Raw genomic sequence first — 17,838 nt, forward strand, 5'->3', positions numbered from 1 at the left:
AGCAATTTGGTTGTGACAAATAATATTTTTTGGTATGACGGCAAATTAATTCACTCTCAAACCATAGAATTAAACATTAACGATCCAGGTTTACTTTATGGGGCAACTGTTTTTACCACATTGCGGGTTTATCAGAACTCCTTAGATAGTAATTTAACTAATTGGCAAGCACATTGCGATCGCCTACTTTTCTCGCTACAAACTTTTGGGTGGCAGCAACCCGATTGGAATCGTCTGCGTCAAGGCGCTCAAACTCTTCTCCTACACTTCCCTGTTCTCAGAATTACCCTTTTTCCCGATGGACGGGAATGGATAACTGGTAGATTCTTACCGCAAGATTTAACAGAAAAACAAAATACTGGTGTTGTGTGTGCCGTTGCTAGTCCTGAATTTTCTCGCTCTCTCCCCTCTCATAAAACTGGAAACTATTTGAGTGCTTGGTTGGCAAAAACTAGCTTAGATGCCCAAGAAGCAATATTAATCGATCCTCAAGGAAATTGGTTAGAAACCAGTACAGGCAGCCTTTGGGGATGGTGCGATCGCACTTGGTACACGCCACCAATAAAGGCCGGAATTTTACCGGGAATTATGAGATTGCAACTTGTAAACTGGTTGCAAAATCACCAGCAGCCAGTGCGAGAAGAAACTTGGAGCGTCGAGTTAGTCAAGAGATTTGAAGCGATCGCCTACACTAATAGTGTGGTAGAAATTATTCCCATTCATACAGTTCATCTGCCTTCAGGGTCGCTAGAATATAATCCCTACCATGATAGTTTTCAGCTAATAAGGGAGCTTTTTTTAGCATGACATTCACGCCAAATTTGTTATATCTTAAGATAAGTTAACATAATTCTTAATAATCACCTTTGCGATCGCAGATGCTAGGCGATGGTGCGAAAAATACCGGAGGATAGACCTTAGTGAATAAAAGATGGAGAAATGCAGGGCTGTACGCGCTGCTGTTTATTGTCGTCATTGCGCTGGGAACAGCATTTTTTGACAAACAACCCCAAAGCAGAGAGACATGGCGATATAGTCGCTTTATTCAAGAAGTTCAGCAAGGCAGAGTTGAAAAAGTCAGTTTGAGTGCAGATCGCTCTACAGCACTGGTAACACCCAAATATGACCCAGCTAAACGGATTGTTACTTTAGTCAACGATCCAGATTTGATTAATACTCTGACTACTAAAGGCGTTGATATTTCTGTTTTGCCACAAACTGACGAAGGATTTTGGTTTAAGGCACTGAGCAGCTTATTTTTCCCTGTATTGCTTTTGGTTGGCTTATTCTTCCTGCTACGTCGCGCTCAAAGTGGCCCAGGTAGCCAAGCGATGAACTTTGGCAAATCCAAAGCCAGAGTGCAAATGGAACCACAAACCCAGGTGACATTTGGCGATGTCGCTGGTATTGACCAAGCCAAGTTGGAATTAAATGAAGTCGTAGACTTTCTGAAAAACGCCGATCGCTTTACTGCTGTTGGTGCAAAAATTCCTAAAGGTGTGTTGTTAGTTGGCCCTCCTGGTACAGGTAAAACCCTCCTAGCTCGTGCGGTAGCTGGTGAAGCTGGTGTACCCTTCTTCTCGATCTCCGGTTCAGAATTTGTGGAAATGTTCGTAGGTGTGGGTGCATCCCGCGTCCGCGATTTATTTGAACAAGCTAAGACCAACGCTCCTTGTATCGTCTTCATCGATGAAATTGACGCTGTAGGTCGTCAACGGGGTGCAGGTTTAGGTGGTGGTAACGATGAGCGGGAACAAACCCTCAACCAGTTGCTCACAGAAATGGACGGCTTTGAAGGTAACACAGGTATCATCATTATTGCTGCTACCAACCGTCCTGATGTCCTAGATGCAGCCCTATTGCGTCCTGGTCGCTTTGACCGTCAAGTTGTGGTAGACCGTCCCGACTATGCCGGACGCAGCGAAATCCTCAAGGTTCACGCCCGTGGCAAGACCTTGGCGAAAGATGTAGATTTGGATAAAATTGCCCGTCGTACCCCTGGATTTACTGGCGCTGATTTATCCAATCTGTTGAATGAAGCCGCAATTCTGGCAGCACGCCGGAATTTGACTGAAATTTCGATGGACGAAATCAATGACGCGATCGATCGCGTATTAGCTGGGCCAGAGAAGAAAGACCGGGTAATGAGCGAAAAGCGCAAAACCTTGGTGGCATATCACGAAGCGGGTCACGCTTTAGTTGGTGCTTTGATGCCAGACTATGACCCAGTACAAAAAATTAGCATTATCCCTCGCGGTCGCGCAGGTGGTTTAACTTGGTTTACTCCTAGTGAAGACCGGATGGACACTGGTTTATACAGCCGCGCTTATCTGGAAAATCAGATGGCTGTGGCTTTGGGTGGTCGGCTTGCTGAAGAATTAATCTTTGGTGAAGAAGAAGTTACCACTGGTGCTTCTAATGACTTACAACAGGTAGCCCGGGTTGCGCGTCAGATGATTACCCGATTTGGGATGAGCGATCGCTTAGGCCCTGTTGCCCTTGGTCGTCAACAAGGTAATATGTTCCTCGGACGCGATATCATGTCAGAGCGTGATTTTTCTGAAGAAACCGCCGCCGCCATTGATGAAGAAGTCCGCAAACTTGTAGATGTAGCCTATACACGCGCTAAAGAAGTGTTAGTGAGCAACCGCCACATTCTAGATCAGCTAGCGCAAATGTTAGTTGATAAAGAAACAGTAGACGCTGAAGAGTTGCAAGAAATTCTCTCGAATAACGATGTGACAACCGCTGCATTTGCCTAATTAATCAGAAGTGATGAGTGAAAACAATTTTTAGCTCGTAACTTTTAAAAATTCGGGGTAATTCTGGGATTTTCCAGAGTTACCCCAATTTTTTTATTTCTTGGCAAAAGCCCGGCCATGAAGACCGGGCTTTTAATCCGTAATCGGGTTATATTCCCCAGAGGTTCGTTATAGAGTTTCAGTATAAATCGCTAATCTGATAGAGACTACCACCTGAACATAATCAATTCCGGAAAATTAGAAAAATTTTTTTAGATACACCAAAATCAAAGCAGCTATAACTTTGACTTTACAAGGCAAAAGATACAATCTAAGAAGTCTGGATTGTAAAAAATCCCCAAACCCATCATGTTAGAGTACAATCCATTAGCTTGCTTGCCCGACTCTGACGATATCCTTGTGGATAATGAACTACAAGATTTGATTCTTAGTTTACTTAAAAACGTACTGGCGATGGCATGAGCAGATCGAATGGACTGGTTTTTCGGGGCTGATATGGCTATTTACTATGACCCCAATCTACCAGCGATTGTGCCGGATGGATTTTTAAGCCTGGGAGTCGAACGATTTTTTGATGAAAACCTCCGTTTAAGTTATGCAATTTGGGAAGAAGAAAAAGTTCCTATATTGGTACTGGAAGTAGTATCTCAGACTTATCGCGGAGAATACACTACTAAGAAAAACGAGTACGCAAAGCTCAAAGTCTTGTACTATGTCGTTTATAATCCTACTCGCCGCCGCAAGCAACACTTAGAGGTCTATAAATTAGTCAATAACGAGTATCAATTACTCTGTGGAAATCCTGTTTGGCTACCAGAGGTAGGTTTGGGAATTGGCATAGAACGAGGAATATATCACGGGATCACGCGAGAGTGGCTTTACTGGTATAACGAGCAAGAACGACGTTTACAAACGCCGGAAGAACGTGCCCAAATGCTGGCACAAAAGTTGCGCGAACTTGGTGTCGATCCTGATTCTCTCTTGTGAAAACTAGAAATTAGGGTAATTCGGAGATTTTACGAATTACCTTGATTGCAATCAATGCAAAAAAATCTATGGATTCTGTGGCACACCCCTTATAGCGATCAAATAGATAACTTTCTAAATCTCAATCAGACTAGCCTAAACAATGACTGAATACTCAACTTAAACTCTGGATGTCGGTTTCAAAAATAGCCACGCCATAAAGAACGTAGCTGCTGTAAATAGTTGCGTCAAATCCAAAGCAGATAGATAGCCGTCTGCAAATGAAGCGATACTGCGATCGGTAATGCCAAATACCCAGGATGAGAGGCCAAATAGCCAAATCCCATTCTTGAGATTTCCGACGAATTCTTTAGAGTCCGATCGTTTTTGATCTTTCATAATCTTCTGTTCGGTTGGTGAAAAATCTAGTGATTGGTGTGAAATACCTGCCATTGGAAATTTTTTCTGACTCCTGACGCTGAATTTACACTTCTATTAATAATATTAATAAATATTTCAGTCACTTGACTTCAGTACACAAAGGTAGATTTCATAATCATGACATTCTTTTTTTATTCTGTTACCTCCGATAAACGGCAATGCGTTGAGTTTTCAGCTTTATAGCATCGGGTTTGAATACCGAGATTACATTATTTTTAAATAACCATATAAATATTTATTTATGCTTTGTATAAAATACTTCATGGGATAGATGCGTTTCCAAAATATTTTCATATTTCATTTGTGTAGAGATAGCTATCATTGGTGTCGATTTAACGTGAAAGCCAGTTGAGAAGCAGTTTTTAGCACTCCGCTTCTTAAACTCGCAGCACCGCTAGGAGTAGCATTTCCAGCCAGAGGCTGTAAACGAGGTTTTAAAGAAGTTTTAGCTGAAGTTGACATGTATGACAGCTAGCTATGCGTCCCTACAAGGAAATGAAATACTTATTCTGGAGTAGATTAATCCCTTTACTCTACTCAGCACTGCTCAACGCCCTGATACTGCTAACAGCACTCTTCATCTGACCAACTGCGCAGCAGAATTAAAAAATTGACGACACAACCCCTTCGTGACTAAAACTGTTGTCAACAAGTTAGCAAAAGCAACCATGAACATAATTAAAATTTCATAGGATACAGCATCTAGAGGTTTGACACCAGCTAATAACTGTCCGGTGGTAATTCCTGGTATTGCGATCATACCTATGAGTATCATTTGATTGAGAGTAGGAATCAATCCGGCTTTAATGGCGTCTTTGCGATACTGGCTAACTGCTTGCTCTGGAGTTGCACCTAAGCTTAAATGGGTTTCTATTTCGAGATGGCTGGAATTAATCGTGCTGACAAGACGATCGCCTGCGATCGCAGCTGCATTGGTAGCATTACCCAAGACTATCCCTGCTAGGGGAATTATATACTGTGGTTCGTACCATCTTTCTGGTTGAACGATCAAGAAGTTGATGTAAAACACTGTCACCGCAGTACTAATTAAAATTGCACCCCACACCAAAGGCAACAGATGAGGAATTTTTGGAGTAATGCGATTTCGTGCGACAATCGCCGTAATTGTCAGCATTATTGCTAATAGCGCTAAAACTGCCCAAACATTGTCTAAAGCCAAGATGAAATCTAAAATGTATCCCAAGACAAGAAGTTGTAAGATGGTTCTTCCAGTAGCAAGGGCTAGGTTCAACTCTAATCCTAATTTTTCCCAAGCAGATAAACCAATGGCGATCGCCATCAATCCCACACCAATAGCTAAATCCCCGAAATCCAGCTCGATCAGATTCTGCATGGGTTCTCTATCTCCTGGTATTTTATTCTCAAAGCAGCCCACACAAGAGGAACTTTGACCAGATATGTTGGATCTTGGTTGATATATATCACTTTCATCAATTCAAAATTCCAAATGGTACGACCTTAACATGGCAAACACCTAGTATGCCTACTATCTGTAAATTAAATGTGCAGTGGTTTACCGCACCACAATTTAAGTAAAAACCCTAATAGATGCGTATCTTGGGCGATAGTCTTTTAGTAGCTCCTCTTTGATTAATAATTCAATCAGCAAAAAATTGACTCTCGAAGTGCATCCTTTGTATCTCCCGATAAAATGAGAACTCATGATCCAAAGTGTAAATCCCATCCCTGCCTTTGATATCAAGCAGCAATACACCAGCATCGAAGCAGAAGTAAGTGTAGCTGTCTTAGAGGTTTTGGCTTCTGGTCGCTATATCGGCGGCCCCTTAGTCGAAGGCTTTGAACAACAGTTTGCCGCTTATAATACTGTTACTGAATGTGTGGCTTGTAATTCTGGTACTGATGCGCTCTACTTAGCGTTACGAGTCTTGGACGTTGGTGCAGGCGATGAAGTGATTACAACGCCTTTTACCTTTATTGCGACATCTGAAGTGATTAGCGCCGTGGGTGCAAAGCCTGTTTTCGTTGATATTGACACGACTACGTTTAATTTAGATATAGAGCAAGTCGCAGCGGCGATTACACCCAACACTAAAGCGATTATCCCGGTTCACCTATTTGGACAACCTGTGGATATGACATCATTAATGGCGATCGCTCAGTCTCACAATTTGTCAATCATTGAAGATTGCGCTCAGTCTACAGGGGCAATTTGGGCTGATGAAAAAGTAGGAAGTATTGGACATATTGGTTGCTTTAGTTTCTACCCTACCAAAAATCTTGGTGGTTGCGGCGATGGTGGAGCAATAACGACTAATGACCCAGCGATCGCCACTAAACTGCGAATACTACGAGATCATGGTAGTAAGATTCGATATTTACACGAAGAAATCGGTGTAAATAGCCGCTTGGATGCTCTCCAAGCAGCTATTTTGCAGATTAAGCTACGTTATTTAGATATTTGGAACGATCGCCGCCGAGATATCGCCAATTATTACTACCAGTACCTTAGCCAAATTCCGGGGATTGTCCCACCCCAAGAATTACCTGGGGGTATTGGGGTATGGAATCAATACACTATTCGCATATCCGGCGAAGGGCGCAATGGTTCTAGCGCCAAATATCGAGATTGGGTGCGTAGTCAATTGCAAGAACAGGGCGTGAGTTCAATGATTTACTACCCCCATCCTTTACATTTGCAGCCAGTTTATCAAAGTCTGGGCTATAAAATTGGGGACTTACCAATAGCAGAGCAAGCTTGCCATGAGGTTATATCCTTGCCTATGTTCCCAGAACTGACACAACAGCAGCAAGACCAGGTGATTTATGCGTTGAAGGATTGTTTGGGGTGAGGGGACTGGAGAGCAGGGGAGGCAAGGGGGGATAAGGGGACAAGGTGACAAGGTGATCTAAAGTTAGAACTTGCAATAAGTCTTTCCCTTCCCCTTGTCCCCAATTCTCCTTGTCCCCAAGTCTCTTCCCAATGCCCTACTTATCAGTCAGCACTCTTGCAGTCGCTAAGACTTCTACTAAGCCGCGCACAGCAGCAATCATTGCGACTTCGCTATTGAGTTGGTTGATGGCGGAACCAACACCAACACCAGCAGCACCAGCGGCGATCGCTAACGGTGCAGTAACGCTAGAAATGCCTGATGCACACAATACTGGCACTGACACCACACGCGAAATCTCAAAAGCTGCTGCCAAGGTGGGAGCAGCTTTTTCAATTAATCCTAAAGTTCCGGGGTGAACTGGGTTACTGCTAGTACCGCCTTCGGTTTGGATAATATCTGCTCCAGCTTTCACCAGTTCTTCTGCTAACTGTACTTGTTGATCTAGTTCCAGGATGTGGGGAACGGTGACAGATAGGGTGATTTCTGGGAGAAGAGCGCGGGTTTGCTTAGTCAGCGCTAGTACTTCCACAGCCTCAAAGCGGCGCCCTTGAGTATAGAAGGAATCAAAATTCCCAATTTCAATTAAGTCAGCACCAGCTGCCACTGCTTGCAGAAATTTATCTGGCTCTATTGCGGATACACAAACAGGTAATTCTGTCAAACTTTTAGCTAGCTGGACTAAAGCTGGATCGGCGGCAATATCAACAAAAGTAGCACCGCCAAAATCAGCAGCTTTGACAGTAGCAGCAACATTAGAGGCGTCGAAGTTATTCAAGCCGCTAATCACTTTTAGAACGCGGCGGTTAGTAAATGCACGTTGGAGTGTGGAATGCATCGTCATAGTTTGGCTTTTGAAGCTAAGAAAATTAGGTATATTCTACCGTCCCTCAGTTGATGAGAGACTAAATCACTATGGGAGTTGCCAAATATTGATAATTTTATCCTGATCGCCCCTAATCAAAGTTTTGCCATCTGTACTGAAAGCGATCGCATAAACTTCTAGTTCTATCTATCTAAGTCTGTAGGGTCTTTTACCACTATCCTAATCAAACTCTAGAGGCCACAAATCTGCAATTGGTACTTCCCATCCTGGGAGCAGTTCGGGAACTGTTAAAATATCGCCATCACGAAGTATTATTGGCTCTTGTCCAAAGTTGTAAACTTCAACAATCCGCTCATCTGGATTGAGCAAAATTCCTACCGTAGTTCCCAAACTCAGAAATTCTTGAATTTTAGCTCTCAGATCCTCTAAATTATCGCTAGGGGACTTCACCTCTACAGTCAAATCAGGAGCCAATTGAGCAAAAGACTTGGGACTGCGACGCAAGCGTTCGGCTAAAACAAATGAGGCGTCCGGGGCGCGTAAATCAGAATTAGGCAACCTGAAACCAGCGCTAGAAGCTGCTGTTCGTCCCAGTTTGCGCGGTCTAACCCAGTTATGTAACTTGGCAATCATCGCGGCTGCGACCTCATCTGATTCGTATCCTGATGGACTCATGACAATAATATTACCCTTAACTAATTCCATGCGATAGTCAGGATGCTGTTGCTGCAGTTTTTCCAAGTCTTCAAGCGTTAGGGACATAAAACCTCTAATTATCACACGCCCTGTATCTATATTATGGAGACAACAGACCTCTCTAGGAGCGATCGCCCGATGAATTTTCCAGTCATCGCCAAACCTGTCACTCCAAAGACTTCCTATGTTCTGCTGTATCGTGAAAAAACAGGAATAAGCAGTAAAATCGAATATTATTGCTTATTTTTCAAAACACTCCATTGCTGTTTGTACTTTCTCAACTTGCCTGGGTGCTTGCATTTCGTTAAAAAGTGCGATCGCCTTCAAAAAACTTTCCCTACTCTGCTCAATTTCACCCATTTTTTTATTAGTCAATGCCAACTGATAATAAGCCTCAGCTAGGTCTGATTTAGCACCAATTTTATTAAGAATTTTTATTGCTTCTGAATGATTAAAAATTGCTCTAATAAATTCTCCCTGTTCTCGAAAAAGTTCAGCTAGAGAACTTATAGCTTTAGCTTTGATTTGGGTAAAGTTGTTTTCTTCAGCATGAAATATAGCTCGTTGGCAAAACTCAAAGGATTTTTTAAGATTACCTAAATTCTTATAAGTTAAGCAGAGACTCACTAGACTATGTCCGATTCCCCATAAAGTTACTCTAGTTGATGATGACATAGCATAAAAGGCCTGTTCAGCAAGATGAAAAGCATCTTCTCTGCTACCAGAGAATGATTTTATTAAAGCCAAACAGCATTGAGAGTATGCCATGTAATCATCAAGATTACTATTTTTTTCAGTAAGGTTGCAAACAGAATTAAAACAATCTTCGGCCGCTTCTATTTCCCATAATTCAAGCTTGCAAAGTCCTGTATTAAATAGAATAGAGATTTTCGTTAACTTTTCATCTAACTCTTCTAATATTTCTCCTGATTTATCATAGCACTCTATAGCTTCTCTAACGCAACCGATAATTCGATATGTATATCCAAGAATAATGTAAAGTTTAATCAATCTTTTTTGGCATTTTACATCATCTATTATTCGCTTAATTACGGAGAAATTTTTCTGGAGCAGCCCCAACTGGTAAAAGGAAGAACCTAAAGGTAGTCCTGCACCCCACTTGTTACCTCTTCCTTGTAAAATTACATCGCCTGCTTGCTCAAAATCACTAATTTCTACATAGTGATAATAAGCTTCTAAAGCAGTTAAAGCATCTGTAATATTTTTGATAGCTGCAACTCTCTGCATCCAAAATTCTGCAGCTTTTCGGTTTACTAATTCCCATTCTTCACTGACTAATCTTAACCGACTAATTGCTTCATCACGAATTACCGGATGCAGCCAATATTGTCCTTTTTTTGCTTCTATTAAGAACAAATCTTGTAGAGCTTTAATCACCCGTCTACGTTGTTGTTCTGGTACATCCCAAAGCAAACATAAAACTCCTTCAATCGGCACGGAAGTAATATCTTGATAACGATAGCATCCTAAACGACACAAGAGGCGATAGGCTTCTAAGTCATTCGCTTGGAGACGGGTAAATTGACTGGCAACTAAATCTTTTAACTCTCTTTCTATTAATAAATATGTACAGTTTTCCTGCCAATAGGCGTGTATATCACCAGAAAAATCTGTCAATATTGCTCCTCGCAGAATTTGCATTGCTTTGGCATTGCCTCCATAAGCTCTGCACATTTCACTGAGAATAGTAGAATCACAATTGATAATATGGTGACGGCTGAAAAACTGTCGCCATGCTTGATCATTTAAACCTTCGAGTGGATAGAGATGAACCTCTACACTAGACTCCCGCAAACGCTCACGACTTGTTACTAAAGTAACTGAATGTACATCCGAATCTGCTAATACTCTCAATAACTCAACATAAGGGCGACGATCTTCTAGGAACTTGCCATTTTTATCGAGAGCAGTTTCTAGATTATCAATAAATACCCCAATTTTAGAAGTTTGTTCTCGGAGTTTGCGCCGTAGTCGTTCTAAGCTAATACCAAAGTCACCTGCTGGTTCTTCGTTAAAGTATCGCCGTAGCCATTCTTCAACCACACTCTCTACAGGAGTAAGATTTTGAATTTCTGTGGCCATCCACAGTTCTAGTACAAAATTAAATTTTTGACTTTTAAAATATTTGCGTGCTAATCTGGTTTTGCCAACACCACCTTCACCTTGGATGAGAATAACTTTTTCTCCCTGACTGACTAAGGTGTGGAGTTCGGCTATTTGGCGATCGCGCCCTACAAAGTTAGAATCTAAATCCTGAGGTTTGGTGTCATTGCCCTCTAAATTGGGAATATGACTTGTTTTTGCCGACTGTTGGGTTGTTCTAAATCCCTGAACCACACCTTGGAAGGTAGATTTGGAGACTTTCACTCCCAGCACTTTTGATAGTAAATGCCAAAGTTCTGCGCCAACTGATTTTAAATGCGCTTCTGTATAACCACGCCTGTTGGCAATATCTTGGTAAGTCCGCCTTTCATCCTCCCACAAATGACGCAAGATAATCCTTTGAGTTTTATCTAAGTGTTCTCCCGTCTTGAGAAAAACCAAGTTATCTACAAACTCTAAGGCTTCTTCTGCACCCATTTGCGAACTTGATGTATCATTTGTAATTCATTATAACGATATTTTTACTACTTCTTCCTACCCGCCATACTACAAAATACTTTTTCCTACTCAGTAGGAAACTTACTTTATCTGACTGCACAGCGTTTGAAGTTGTATTACTCTTGTAAGTAATACAGGCAAAGTTAAGTTAAGCGCCAATAAAAGGTGGTTGAGGAGAGATTTAGAGAGCGCTACTACTGCAAGCTTAGTAAATCACAGATATTACTGTTCCATATTAATTACTTATAAAAGTGGTGTTTACTAAACAGGCAGTGGGTATTAACTAACTAGATTCTGTAGAGCGTATTTACAACTAAGTGTGTAAATCTTCACTTTACAGGAGGTTCAATGATGTTAAACAAAGATTGTCATCATGATTGCAATCAGAATCAGTGCCCTTTTGCCCAAGATACACATAATCCTAATAGATATGTCTGCCTCAAATGTGGTATTGAGCGAGGAATAAATAAGTATTCTTCAAGATTCGGCTCGTTTTTACTCCTGTTATTGAGCTTGTTTATTTCATTCCAACTATTAGTTAATTATGAAAAGCAAAACAATCTACAAAAGCTGCAACAGTCTTTGAATCATTCAACCAACAAGGCAATTATCCAATTGTAAAACGAATACTGTTGATTCTCTATAGCCTTGTTTTTAAAGAGAATTGAGATAATAAAAAAGAATATTCACCAATAAAAATTTAACTAATTTCGCGAGTACAACTATGGACACAAATCAGGATACGCTTTTATTTCGTTTTGCCTCTAAATCCTTGAAATATTTTTTGTTGGTACTGTTTGGCATTGCGATCGCTTACGTTTTATCTAGTGGTTTGGGTATCTTACAAATGATACCTATATTGCTGTACCTTTTACAACAGTTTTTGTTTCCACTGGGAATTATCCTGTTGTGTTTAATGACAACAGCAATCATTTTTGAATCCTTACGTTAAAAATTGGGGGAGTGGCAAGTTAAAAGTTAGGATTAATAATTGCCTCTCTTATCTTCCCTTAGCATCTAAAAACTTCAACTGGTGGTATAAACAGCTAATCTGCACTAAATTCACACCTGCTGCTTGGGCTTTCCGTAATGGGTTGCCAAAAATTGCTTCTATCTCCAAGGGACAGTGTTCGTCGTAGTCAATTTTCATACTGGGGCGGTAAGGTGTCATTTTGACAGTATAATCGAGCATTGTTTGAATGAAGCGATCGCTAATAATCCGCCCATAACTTTTCGCCCCCACCGCTACTTCATACATCAACTGTTCAACTAACTTGCTAGTGTACTCATGCGCCATTAATTCATCTGTTCTAGCGTTGAGAATCACAGAAAGCCCATTGTACGGGATATTCCACACCAACTTTTTCCAACGTGCTAGTAGTAAATCTTCAGCTAATTCAATTAAAATACCAGTGCTTTCAAAGTCATCAGTAATTTGCTGCATCCTCTGAGTTGTCCCACTAGGCTAATAATTAGGAGTATATTCACTGAAGGTAATTTCCCCGTAGTCTAGGTGGTGTATATGCCCTGGCCCCACTTTGTTAGAACATAAAAAGCATAATCCACCGATAACAGTTACATTACTAACAATTTTAGCAACTGCCTCTTCTACACCAAGTCCATTCTGTAATACCAACACCACCCCATTGTCATTTAACTACAGGTGGCAACATCTTTGGTAGTAAATGGTTTTGCATCGTCTTCAGTGCCACTACCACTACGTCGCATTGTGGCATTTTTTCTACGTCGTTGTAGGCGTGGACTTTGGGAAGGTTAAAGTCACCGTCTTTGGATACCACTAAACCATATTTCTTTACCTGTTAATAATCACTCTTGAGCAAAAAGTGGACATCCAACCCAGCTTTTTGCAGTCTAGCGCCATAGAATCCACCTAATGCTCCAGTTCCCAGAATGGCATACGTGCGATCGGACATTTTTTCTATAACGGAATTTTCCTAGAAAGATCATAAGGTGATGTCTGACGGGAGTACGCGTCTAGGTATAGTTTATTCAACACCTAATTTTAAATTTATTTTGTTTAATAAAACTTAAAATAGGTTTATTATCCTTTAAAATCTTTTGCAGAGATTTAGGTAAAATATATGGCTGACATTGTTGATATTGCAGTTACGTCTGAGTCGTTTAAAACACTGGTGGCGGCTGTGCAGGCTGCTGGTTTAGTAGAAACATTAAAAAGTCCTGGGCCATTCACTGTCTTTGCACCAAATGACGATGCTTTTGCCAAGTTACCAGCGGGAACTATCCAAACTCTGTTACAAAACATTCCCCAGCTAACGCGGATTTTAAAGTATCATGTCGTTCCAGGAAAGCTGCTACAAACTGATTTGGCACAACTCGGTACGGTTAATTCTGTAGAAGGTTCACCGATTAAAATTGATTCTTCTGATGGTTTTGAAGTAAAAAATGCCACAGTTTTAGCAGCAGATATTGAAGCTGACAATGGTATGGTACACGTTATCGATACAGTGATTTTACCGGGTTAATTCAGCTAGGGTGGGTGTTTTCCACCCTACATTATCCAAAATCTTTATAATTAACTAACTATTGAGTAGTATCAAAACGCAATTCAATATTTTAATTTATGTTATGTTTGCAATGTGATTACTCACTCATCTGTTAATGTAAATTTAGTTATTTTAAAATAAATATAAGTTCTTAAAAAGCCAACATCTATCCCAGGAAAATTAATGCTCGATTTTAACACCTTAATAGAGTTCTCTCGTGGCAACTGTATAAGTATTTGTGCGTTTCTTGTACCAGCAAACTTGATTGTCACAATTTTAACGATGAGCCTAGTAGCCTTACGTCGCCCATCGTATCAAGTGTGGCAATCTGCTGGAATTGCCGGCTTTTTCGCTTCTGTAATGATATTGCACGTATATACTTGGTTCATGATTGGCGTGGTGATGGTTCCTACTTATATCTTGATGTGGCTAGCAATCACCTGTTTAGTGACTAATTTCGCAGCAATTCTTTTTCAAAGACGCTACAGTAACAGTCCTAGTCTTTCCAACTGAAGTCTATCGGGCGTCTATAGGTAATATTTTCCGAAAATCATCCATCATTTGACGCCTCTCCATTCATGCTCAAGGATGGCATATAGCCAAGAGTCTCGCCATTCTCCCTTAATCCAATGGTGTTCTCGCAAATATCCTTCTCGTTGCATTCCAATTTTTTGCATAACTCGTGCGGAGGCAATGTTTTCTGGATGACAAGTGGCAAAGATGCGATGTAAGCCTAACTCCTGAAAACCAAATGATACAACTGCTTTTAAAGCTTCAGTTGCATATCCTTGTCCCCAGAATTCCTTAGCAAAAGAGTATCCAATAGAGCCATTTTATTAACAGTATCCTGAACGGATATGCGACAGATACCAATCAATTGCTTTCGGGATTTTAAAGTTACTGCCAAGGCAAAATGCTGACGAGGTTCTTCACCTTGCAATAAAATCTCTCTTTGCAAAAAGTTTTTGCTATCTTCTTCAGTATTAGGGCCAAAAGTCAAGTAATGCACAACTTCAGCATCAGCAGCATATTGATGAACTGCTGGCCAATCTGATTCTACAAAGTCTCGCAGTATGAGACGTTGGGTTTCTAGTGGTATCATTTGGTAAATTCTGCACGTAACTGATTGACTACCCGATCCAGTGCTACAGAATGGGCGGCCTTGAATAATAGACGATCGCCTGCTTGCACAAATGTCTTCAACCTAGCCACCAACTCGGCATGAGTTGCAAAGCACTCCGATGGGATACCCTTGGCACTAAGAGCGATCGCTTTGGTATCTTGTCCATCTACCAAAACCAACAAGCTGTCTAAATTCAACTTTTGCACTGTTTCTCCCACTCGCTGGTGCAACTGCTGCGATCGCTCTCCCAATTCTTTCATTGCACCCAATACGGCAATTTTTCGCTTTCCAGGTGTGTCTGCCAATAATTGCAACGCTGCAATCATAGCTTCTGGTGCAGCATTATAAGTTTCATCTAAGATTACCACATCATTGGGTAAGGTAAATCGCTGCGATCGCCCTGTGGGCATATCCACCATTACACCTGCTTTTAAGGATGCCCAATCGATCCCTAACACCTTTGCCACCGCTAAAGCTGCCAAGAAATTAGTGGCATTATGACGACCTAGTAAAGGTAGAGGTAGTTGGATTCCTGCTACTTCCATAGTATCGTTATCAATTAACTGCCCTTGAATATCCCCACCAGAAAAGCCGTAAGTCAAAACTTTTCCGTGCCAAACTTTCGCTGCTGTGGCCATTAATAAAGGATTGTCATGGTTGAGAATTGCCACACTATCAGCAGGCATTTCGGCTAACAACTCACATTTTGCTTCAGCGATCGCTTTTTCGGAACCCAGTAACTCAATATGTGCCGTCCCCACATTGGTAATCACTCCAATTGTTGGATGTGCTATTTGCGTCAGTTCGGCAATTTGTCCCCTACCCCGCATTGCCATTTCAATTACGGCATAGTCATTTTCGGCGCCAAGTTCTAGGAGAGTTTTCGGGACACCAATTTCGTTATTGTAATTTCCATAAGTTTTGTGAACTCGTCCCTTTGTTCCCAAAACTGCGGCGATCAATTCTTTGGTTGTAGTTTTACCCACTGAACCAGTTACACCAATTACAGGAATATTAAAGTGATCGCGCCACCATCTACCAAGTTTTTGATATGCCTTGAGAGTATCTTTTACCTGTAATACAGGGAATCCCGGATTTTTGTATTCAAAATCTACGATTGCAGCTATTGCACCCTTTGCGATCGCAGCTGGCACAAATTCATGTCCATCAAACTTATCGCCTCGGAAAGCGACAAATACTTCACCCGGCTTCAAGGTACGGCTATCCGTTTGGATACCGCTAGTTACTTGTGTTAAAGCAGTTTCAGATAAGTTTACAGAATGGGCAAAAATAACTTCAACCAGTTGGGTTAGGGTGGCAGAACAATGCATAAACAATTTACAATTTAAAGTTCAAAATCATAAAATCGAATTATGACATAATATTGTTGAAATGAGATAATTTAATAGAGACGTTGTAATGCAATATCTCTAAACGATATTGAATTATTGCAAAGAAATAATCAAAGAACAGCAAAAAATAGTGGCAAAGAAGCTCAACTTCCGTGCCACGCTTTGTTTATAAGCTACTTATACAGTTATAATCAGCTAAGGACAATGGGCATAACAAGTTATGTTCGATTATCCTATGCGCGATTTTTAATCAAGACTACTTCTATAATTTGTATTGCTATCTCACGCGAAACCCCTAAAGCTTGATATAAATCATTTAAGAAGTTTTTTTCTTCTTCAGGTATAATACCTTCTTCAGGTATAATATTTTCAGCTAGGACTAAATCAGTGGCTGCAGCAAAGGCTGCTTCCCGTAAGTCTTGAGATAGAGAATCTTTTGCTGCATTAAATAAAGCATTAAAGTCATCACTCTGAAGAATGCCCAAAATTTTGTCAAACAGCCTGTTCATCATTTCATTGGGATAACTTTTAAAAAGTTTCATCCGAGATAGCACAGAAATGATAGAATTTGCTTGCTCAACAGAAAGATAACCGTCTGAAGCCGTTGCCGTCAATATAATGACAGCAAAAGCTTCCGCTGGATTGAGTGCTGCTTGGGTTTGGCTTTCTGTACCCAACACAGCGTCGAATAGACCCATTGTAGTAGCTCCTTGGTTAGAGTCCCAATAGCGTTACTGTTACCTGTATGTTTGGTAGATTTACAGGTAAAACTATAACGCTATAAGACTTTCATCCTTTAGTGTTCCCAGGATTTATTCACGGCGAACACTTGTATCCAAAGGTTTTTGGCAGGAACTACACTGCCATCTGTAAACTTAGCGTTCTCCTGTCTTTTCTATTGTCTCAATTACTGCCAAACCTATACCAGAAGCTGCCATTAACAGTACTACTGATATCAAATAGGCATTGGTCAGCATTTGTAGGGCTTCATCGAAAAAAATATAGGTGGTCATTGCTTCACCTTTTGAAATTTGTGCTGCTTGTGCTTTTTATTTCTCCACACCCCGACAGGTAAATTCCGCTGAGAAACTGCTAGCAATTGCATCTTAACAAAACTTTAGCTCTTTCAGAACCCTGCTGAAAATTTTTCTTTTTGAAGATTCTATGAAGTTTATAAAAAGGGCATGGAGCATTGGGCATTGGTCAATAATCAATAGTTCTTCTTCCTCTGCTTCCCTAAAGTCTCAACTCGGTATTGGTTCAGATTGATGAACTGGTATTTCAATCACAAATTTGCTGCCCTCTCTTAGTGTAGAATCACACCATATCTTGCCATGATGTTTTTCCATGACTATTTTGTAGCTGATGGATAAGCCCATACCAGTATCTTTGCCGATGGGTTTTGTGGTGAAAAAAGGATCAAAAATGCGCGATCATACTATTTCTGGTATCGCATAACCATTGTCGGCGAGCGCAACTGCACTAACTACACTCGTTAATAAGGAAACACCAACAAAGCTTGCAACCAGTTTGTGAAAAATTTTCATAACTGTATGTCGGCTATAACTGCGTCTGTATTCAGTGTTCCCAAATCTTCGCAGAGGATTGAGGCTATTACCCTTGGTAACTGCGATCATAGGCATCTATATCGGGTA

The 17,838-nt window shown here is 40.9% G+C and carries 19 protein-coding genes and 3 pseudogenes; 7 read left to right on the forward strand and 15 right to left on the reverse strand.

What is annotated here, in order from left to right; translation table 11 throughout:
* Window positions 1–12 precede the first annotated feature (12 nt).
* The 3 genes and pseudogenes from V7K89_RS02915 (at window position 13) to V7K89_RS02925 (ending at window position 3,749) form a co-directional block, all read left to right on the forward strand.
* A complete protein-coding gene (locus tag V7K89_RS02915; RefSeq protein ID WP_335184252.1) occupies window positions 13–807 on the forward strand; it encodes an aminotransferase class IV in 795 nt (264 codons plus the stop codon).
* A 113-nt stretch (window positions 808–920) separates the two neighbouring features.
* Window positions 921–2,762 (forward strand): ATP-dependent zinc metalloprotease FtsH3, encoded by a 1,842-nt coding sequence (gene ftsH3, locus V7K89_RS02920; RefSeq protein ID WP_335184253.1) that lies wholly within the window; start codon window positions 921–923, stop codon window positions 2,760–2,762.
* 348 nt (window positions 2,763–3,110) lie between these two features.
* Window positions 3,111–3,749, forward strand: a pseudogene (locus V7K89_RS02925) (Uma2 family endonuclease).
* Between the two features lie 159 nt (window positions 3,750–3,908).
* On the opposite strand, the gene V7K89_RS02930 reads toward V7K89_RS02925, so the two are convergent.
* The 3 genes from V7K89_RS02930 to V7K89_RS02940 all read right to left on the reverse strand — a co-directional run bounded on the left by V7K89_RS02930 (window position 3,909) and on the right by V7K89_RS02940 (window position 5,523).
* Window positions 3,909–4,127: a hypothetical protein gene (locus tag V7K89_RS02930; RefSeq protein ID WP_335184394.1), complete on the reverse strand. Its 219-nt coding sequence runs from the start codon at window positions 4,125–4,127 to the stop codon at window positions 3,909–3,911.
* 360 nt (window positions 4,128–4,487) lie between these two features.
* Window positions 4,488–4,631 (reverse strand): hypothetical protein, encoded by a 144-nt coding sequence (locus tag V7K89_RS02935; RefSeq protein ID WP_335184254.1) that lies wholly within the window; start codon window positions 4,629–4,631, stop codon window positions 4,488–4,490.
* Between the two features lie 115 nt (window positions 4,632–4,746).
* The gene (locus V7K89_RS02940; RefSeq protein ID WP_335184255.1) at window positions 4,747–5,523 is read right to left on the reverse strand and encodes an ABC transporter permease; all 777 of its coding nucleotides are present in this window, start codon (window positions 5,521–5,523) and stop codon (window positions 4,747–4,749) included.
* 328 nt (window positions 5,524–5,851) lie between these two features.
* Here V7K89_RS02940 and V7K89_RS02945 point away from each other — a divergent pair, with 328 nt between their 5' ends.
* Complete coding sequence (locus tag V7K89_RS02945; protein ID WP_335184256.1) at window positions 5,852–7,000, forward strand: DegT/DnrJ/EryC1/StrS family aminotransferase; 1,149 nt, start codon at window positions 5,852–5,854, stop codon at window positions 6,998–7,000.
* A 136-nt stretch (window positions 7,001–7,136) separates the two neighbouring features.
* Here the strand turns inward: V7K89_RS02945 and V7K89_RS02950 are convergent, their stop codons facing one another.
* The 3 genes from V7K89_RS02950 to V7K89_RS02960 form a co-directional block, all read right to left on the reverse strand.
* Complete coding sequence (locus tag V7K89_RS02950; protein ID WP_335184257.1) at window positions 7,137–7,883, reverse strand: DUF561 domain-containing protein; 747 nt, start codon at window positions 7,881–7,883, stop codon at window positions 7,137–7,139.
* 201 nt (window positions 7,884–8,084) lie between these two features.
* The gene (locus V7K89_RS02955) at window positions 8,085–8,627 is read right to left on the reverse strand and encodes a Uma2 family endonuclease (RefSeq protein ID WP_335184258.1); all 543 of its coding nucleotides are present in this window, start codon (window positions 8,625–8,627) and stop codon (window positions 8,085–8,087) included.
* 174 nt (window positions 8,628–8,801) lie between these two features.
* Complete coding sequence (locus V7K89_RS02960) at window positions 8,802–11,162, reverse strand: tetratricopeptide repeat protein (RefSeq protein WP_335184259.1); 2,361 nt, start codon at window positions 11,160–11,162, stop codon at window positions 8,802–8,804.
* Window positions 11,163–11,907: 745 nt separating this feature from the next.
* Here V7K89_RS02960 and V7K89_RS02965 point away from each other — a divergent pair.
* A complete protein-coding gene (locus V7K89_RS02965) occupies window positions 11,908–12,135 on the forward strand; it encodes a hypothetical protein (protein WP_335184260.1) in 228 nt (75 codons plus the stop codon).
* A 48-nt stretch (window positions 12,136–12,183) separates the two neighbouring features.
* Here V7K89_RS02965 and V7K89_RS02970 read toward each other — a convergent pair.
* Window positions 12,184–13,117, reverse strand: a pseudogene (locus V7K89_RS02970) (putative 2-dehydropantoate 2-reductase).
* A 168-nt stretch (window positions 13,118–13,285) separates the two neighbouring features.
* On the opposite strand from V7K89_RS02970, the gene V7K89_RS02975 reads away from it, so the two are divergent.
* Both V7K89_RS02975 and V7K89_RS02980 read left to right on the forward strand, forming a co-directional pair.
* Window positions 13,286–13,687 (forward strand): fasciclin domain-containing protein, encoded by a 402-nt coding sequence (locus V7K89_RS02975; protein WP_335184261.1) that lies wholly within the window; start codon window positions 13,286–13,288, stop codon window positions 13,685–13,687.
* A gap of 204 nt (window positions 13,688–13,891) precedes the next feature.
* Window positions 13,892–14,221 (forward strand): hypothetical protein, encoded by a 330-nt coding sequence (locus V7K89_RS02980; protein ID WP_335184262.1) that lies wholly within the window; start codon window positions 13,892–13,894, stop codon window positions 14,219–14,221.
* A gap of 44 nt (window positions 14,222–14,265) precedes the next feature.
* Here the strand turns inward: V7K89_RS02980 and V7K89_RS02985 are convergent, their stop codons facing one another.
* From V7K89_RS02985 to V7K89_RS03020, 8 genes and pseudogenes are all read right to left on the reverse strand, one after another.
* Window positions 14,266–14,385, reverse strand: coding sequence for a GNAT family N-acetyltransferase (locus tag V7K89_RS02985; RefSeq protein WP_335184263.1), 120 nt, complete (start codon window positions 14,383–14,385; stop codon window positions 14,266–14,268).
* A 39-nt stretch (window positions 14,386–14,424) separates the two neighbouring features.
* A pseudogene (locus tag V7K89_RS02990) lies at window positions 14,425–14,475 on the reverse strand (hypothetical protein); the annotation flags it as partial.
* Entirely contained in the window at window positions 14,475–14,810 is a 336-nt protein-coding gene (locus V7K89_RS02995; protein ID WP_335184264.1) for a GNAT family N-acetyltransferase, read from the reverse strand. The pseudogene V7K89_RS02990 and the gene V7K89_RS02995, both read right to left, overlap by 1 nt.
* The gene (locus V7K89_RS03000; RefSeq protein WP_335184265.1) at window positions 14,807–16,162 is read right to left on the reverse strand and encodes a UDP-N-acetylmuramoyl-tripeptide--D-alanyl-D-alanine ligase; all 1,356 of its coding nucleotides are present in this window, start codon (window positions 16,160–16,162) and stop codon (window positions 14,807–14,809) included. Before V7K89_RS03000 ends, V7K89_RS02995 begins: the two co-directional genes overlap by 4 nt.
* Before the next feature lie 254 nt (window positions 16,163–16,416).
* Window positions 16,417–16,881, reverse strand: coding sequence for a tellurite resistance TerB family protein (locus V7K89_RS03005; protein ID WP_335184266.1), 465 nt, complete (start codon window positions 16,879–16,881; stop codon window positions 16,417–16,419).
* 177 nt (window positions 16,882–17,058) lie between these two features.
* On the reverse strand, window positions 17,059–17,196 hold the full coding sequence (locus tag V7K89_RS03010; protein WP_180277588.1) for a hypothetical protein: 138 nt from the start codon (window positions 17,194–17,196) through the stop codon (window positions 17,059–17,061).
* 231 nt (window positions 17,197–17,427) lie between these two features.
* Window positions 17,428–17,610, reverse strand: coding sequence for an ATP-binding protein (locus tag V7K89_RS03015; RefSeq protein WP_335184396.1), 183 nt, complete (start codon window positions 17,608–17,610; stop codon window positions 17,428–17,430).
* A 6-nt stretch (window positions 17,611–17,616) separates the two neighbouring features.
* On the reverse strand, window positions 17,617–17,826 hold the full coding sequence (locus V7K89_RS03020) for a hypothetical protein (RefSeq protein ID WP_335184267.1): 210 nt from the start codon (window positions 17,824–17,826) through the stop codon (window positions 17,617–17,619).
* Window positions 17,827–17,838: the final 12 nt, after the last annotated feature.

The organism is Nostoc sp. (assembly GCF_036917515.1).
In the GTDB taxonomy this organism is placed as follows: Bacteria; Cyanobacteriota; Cyanobacteriia; order Cyanobacteriales; family Nostocaceae; genus Nostoc.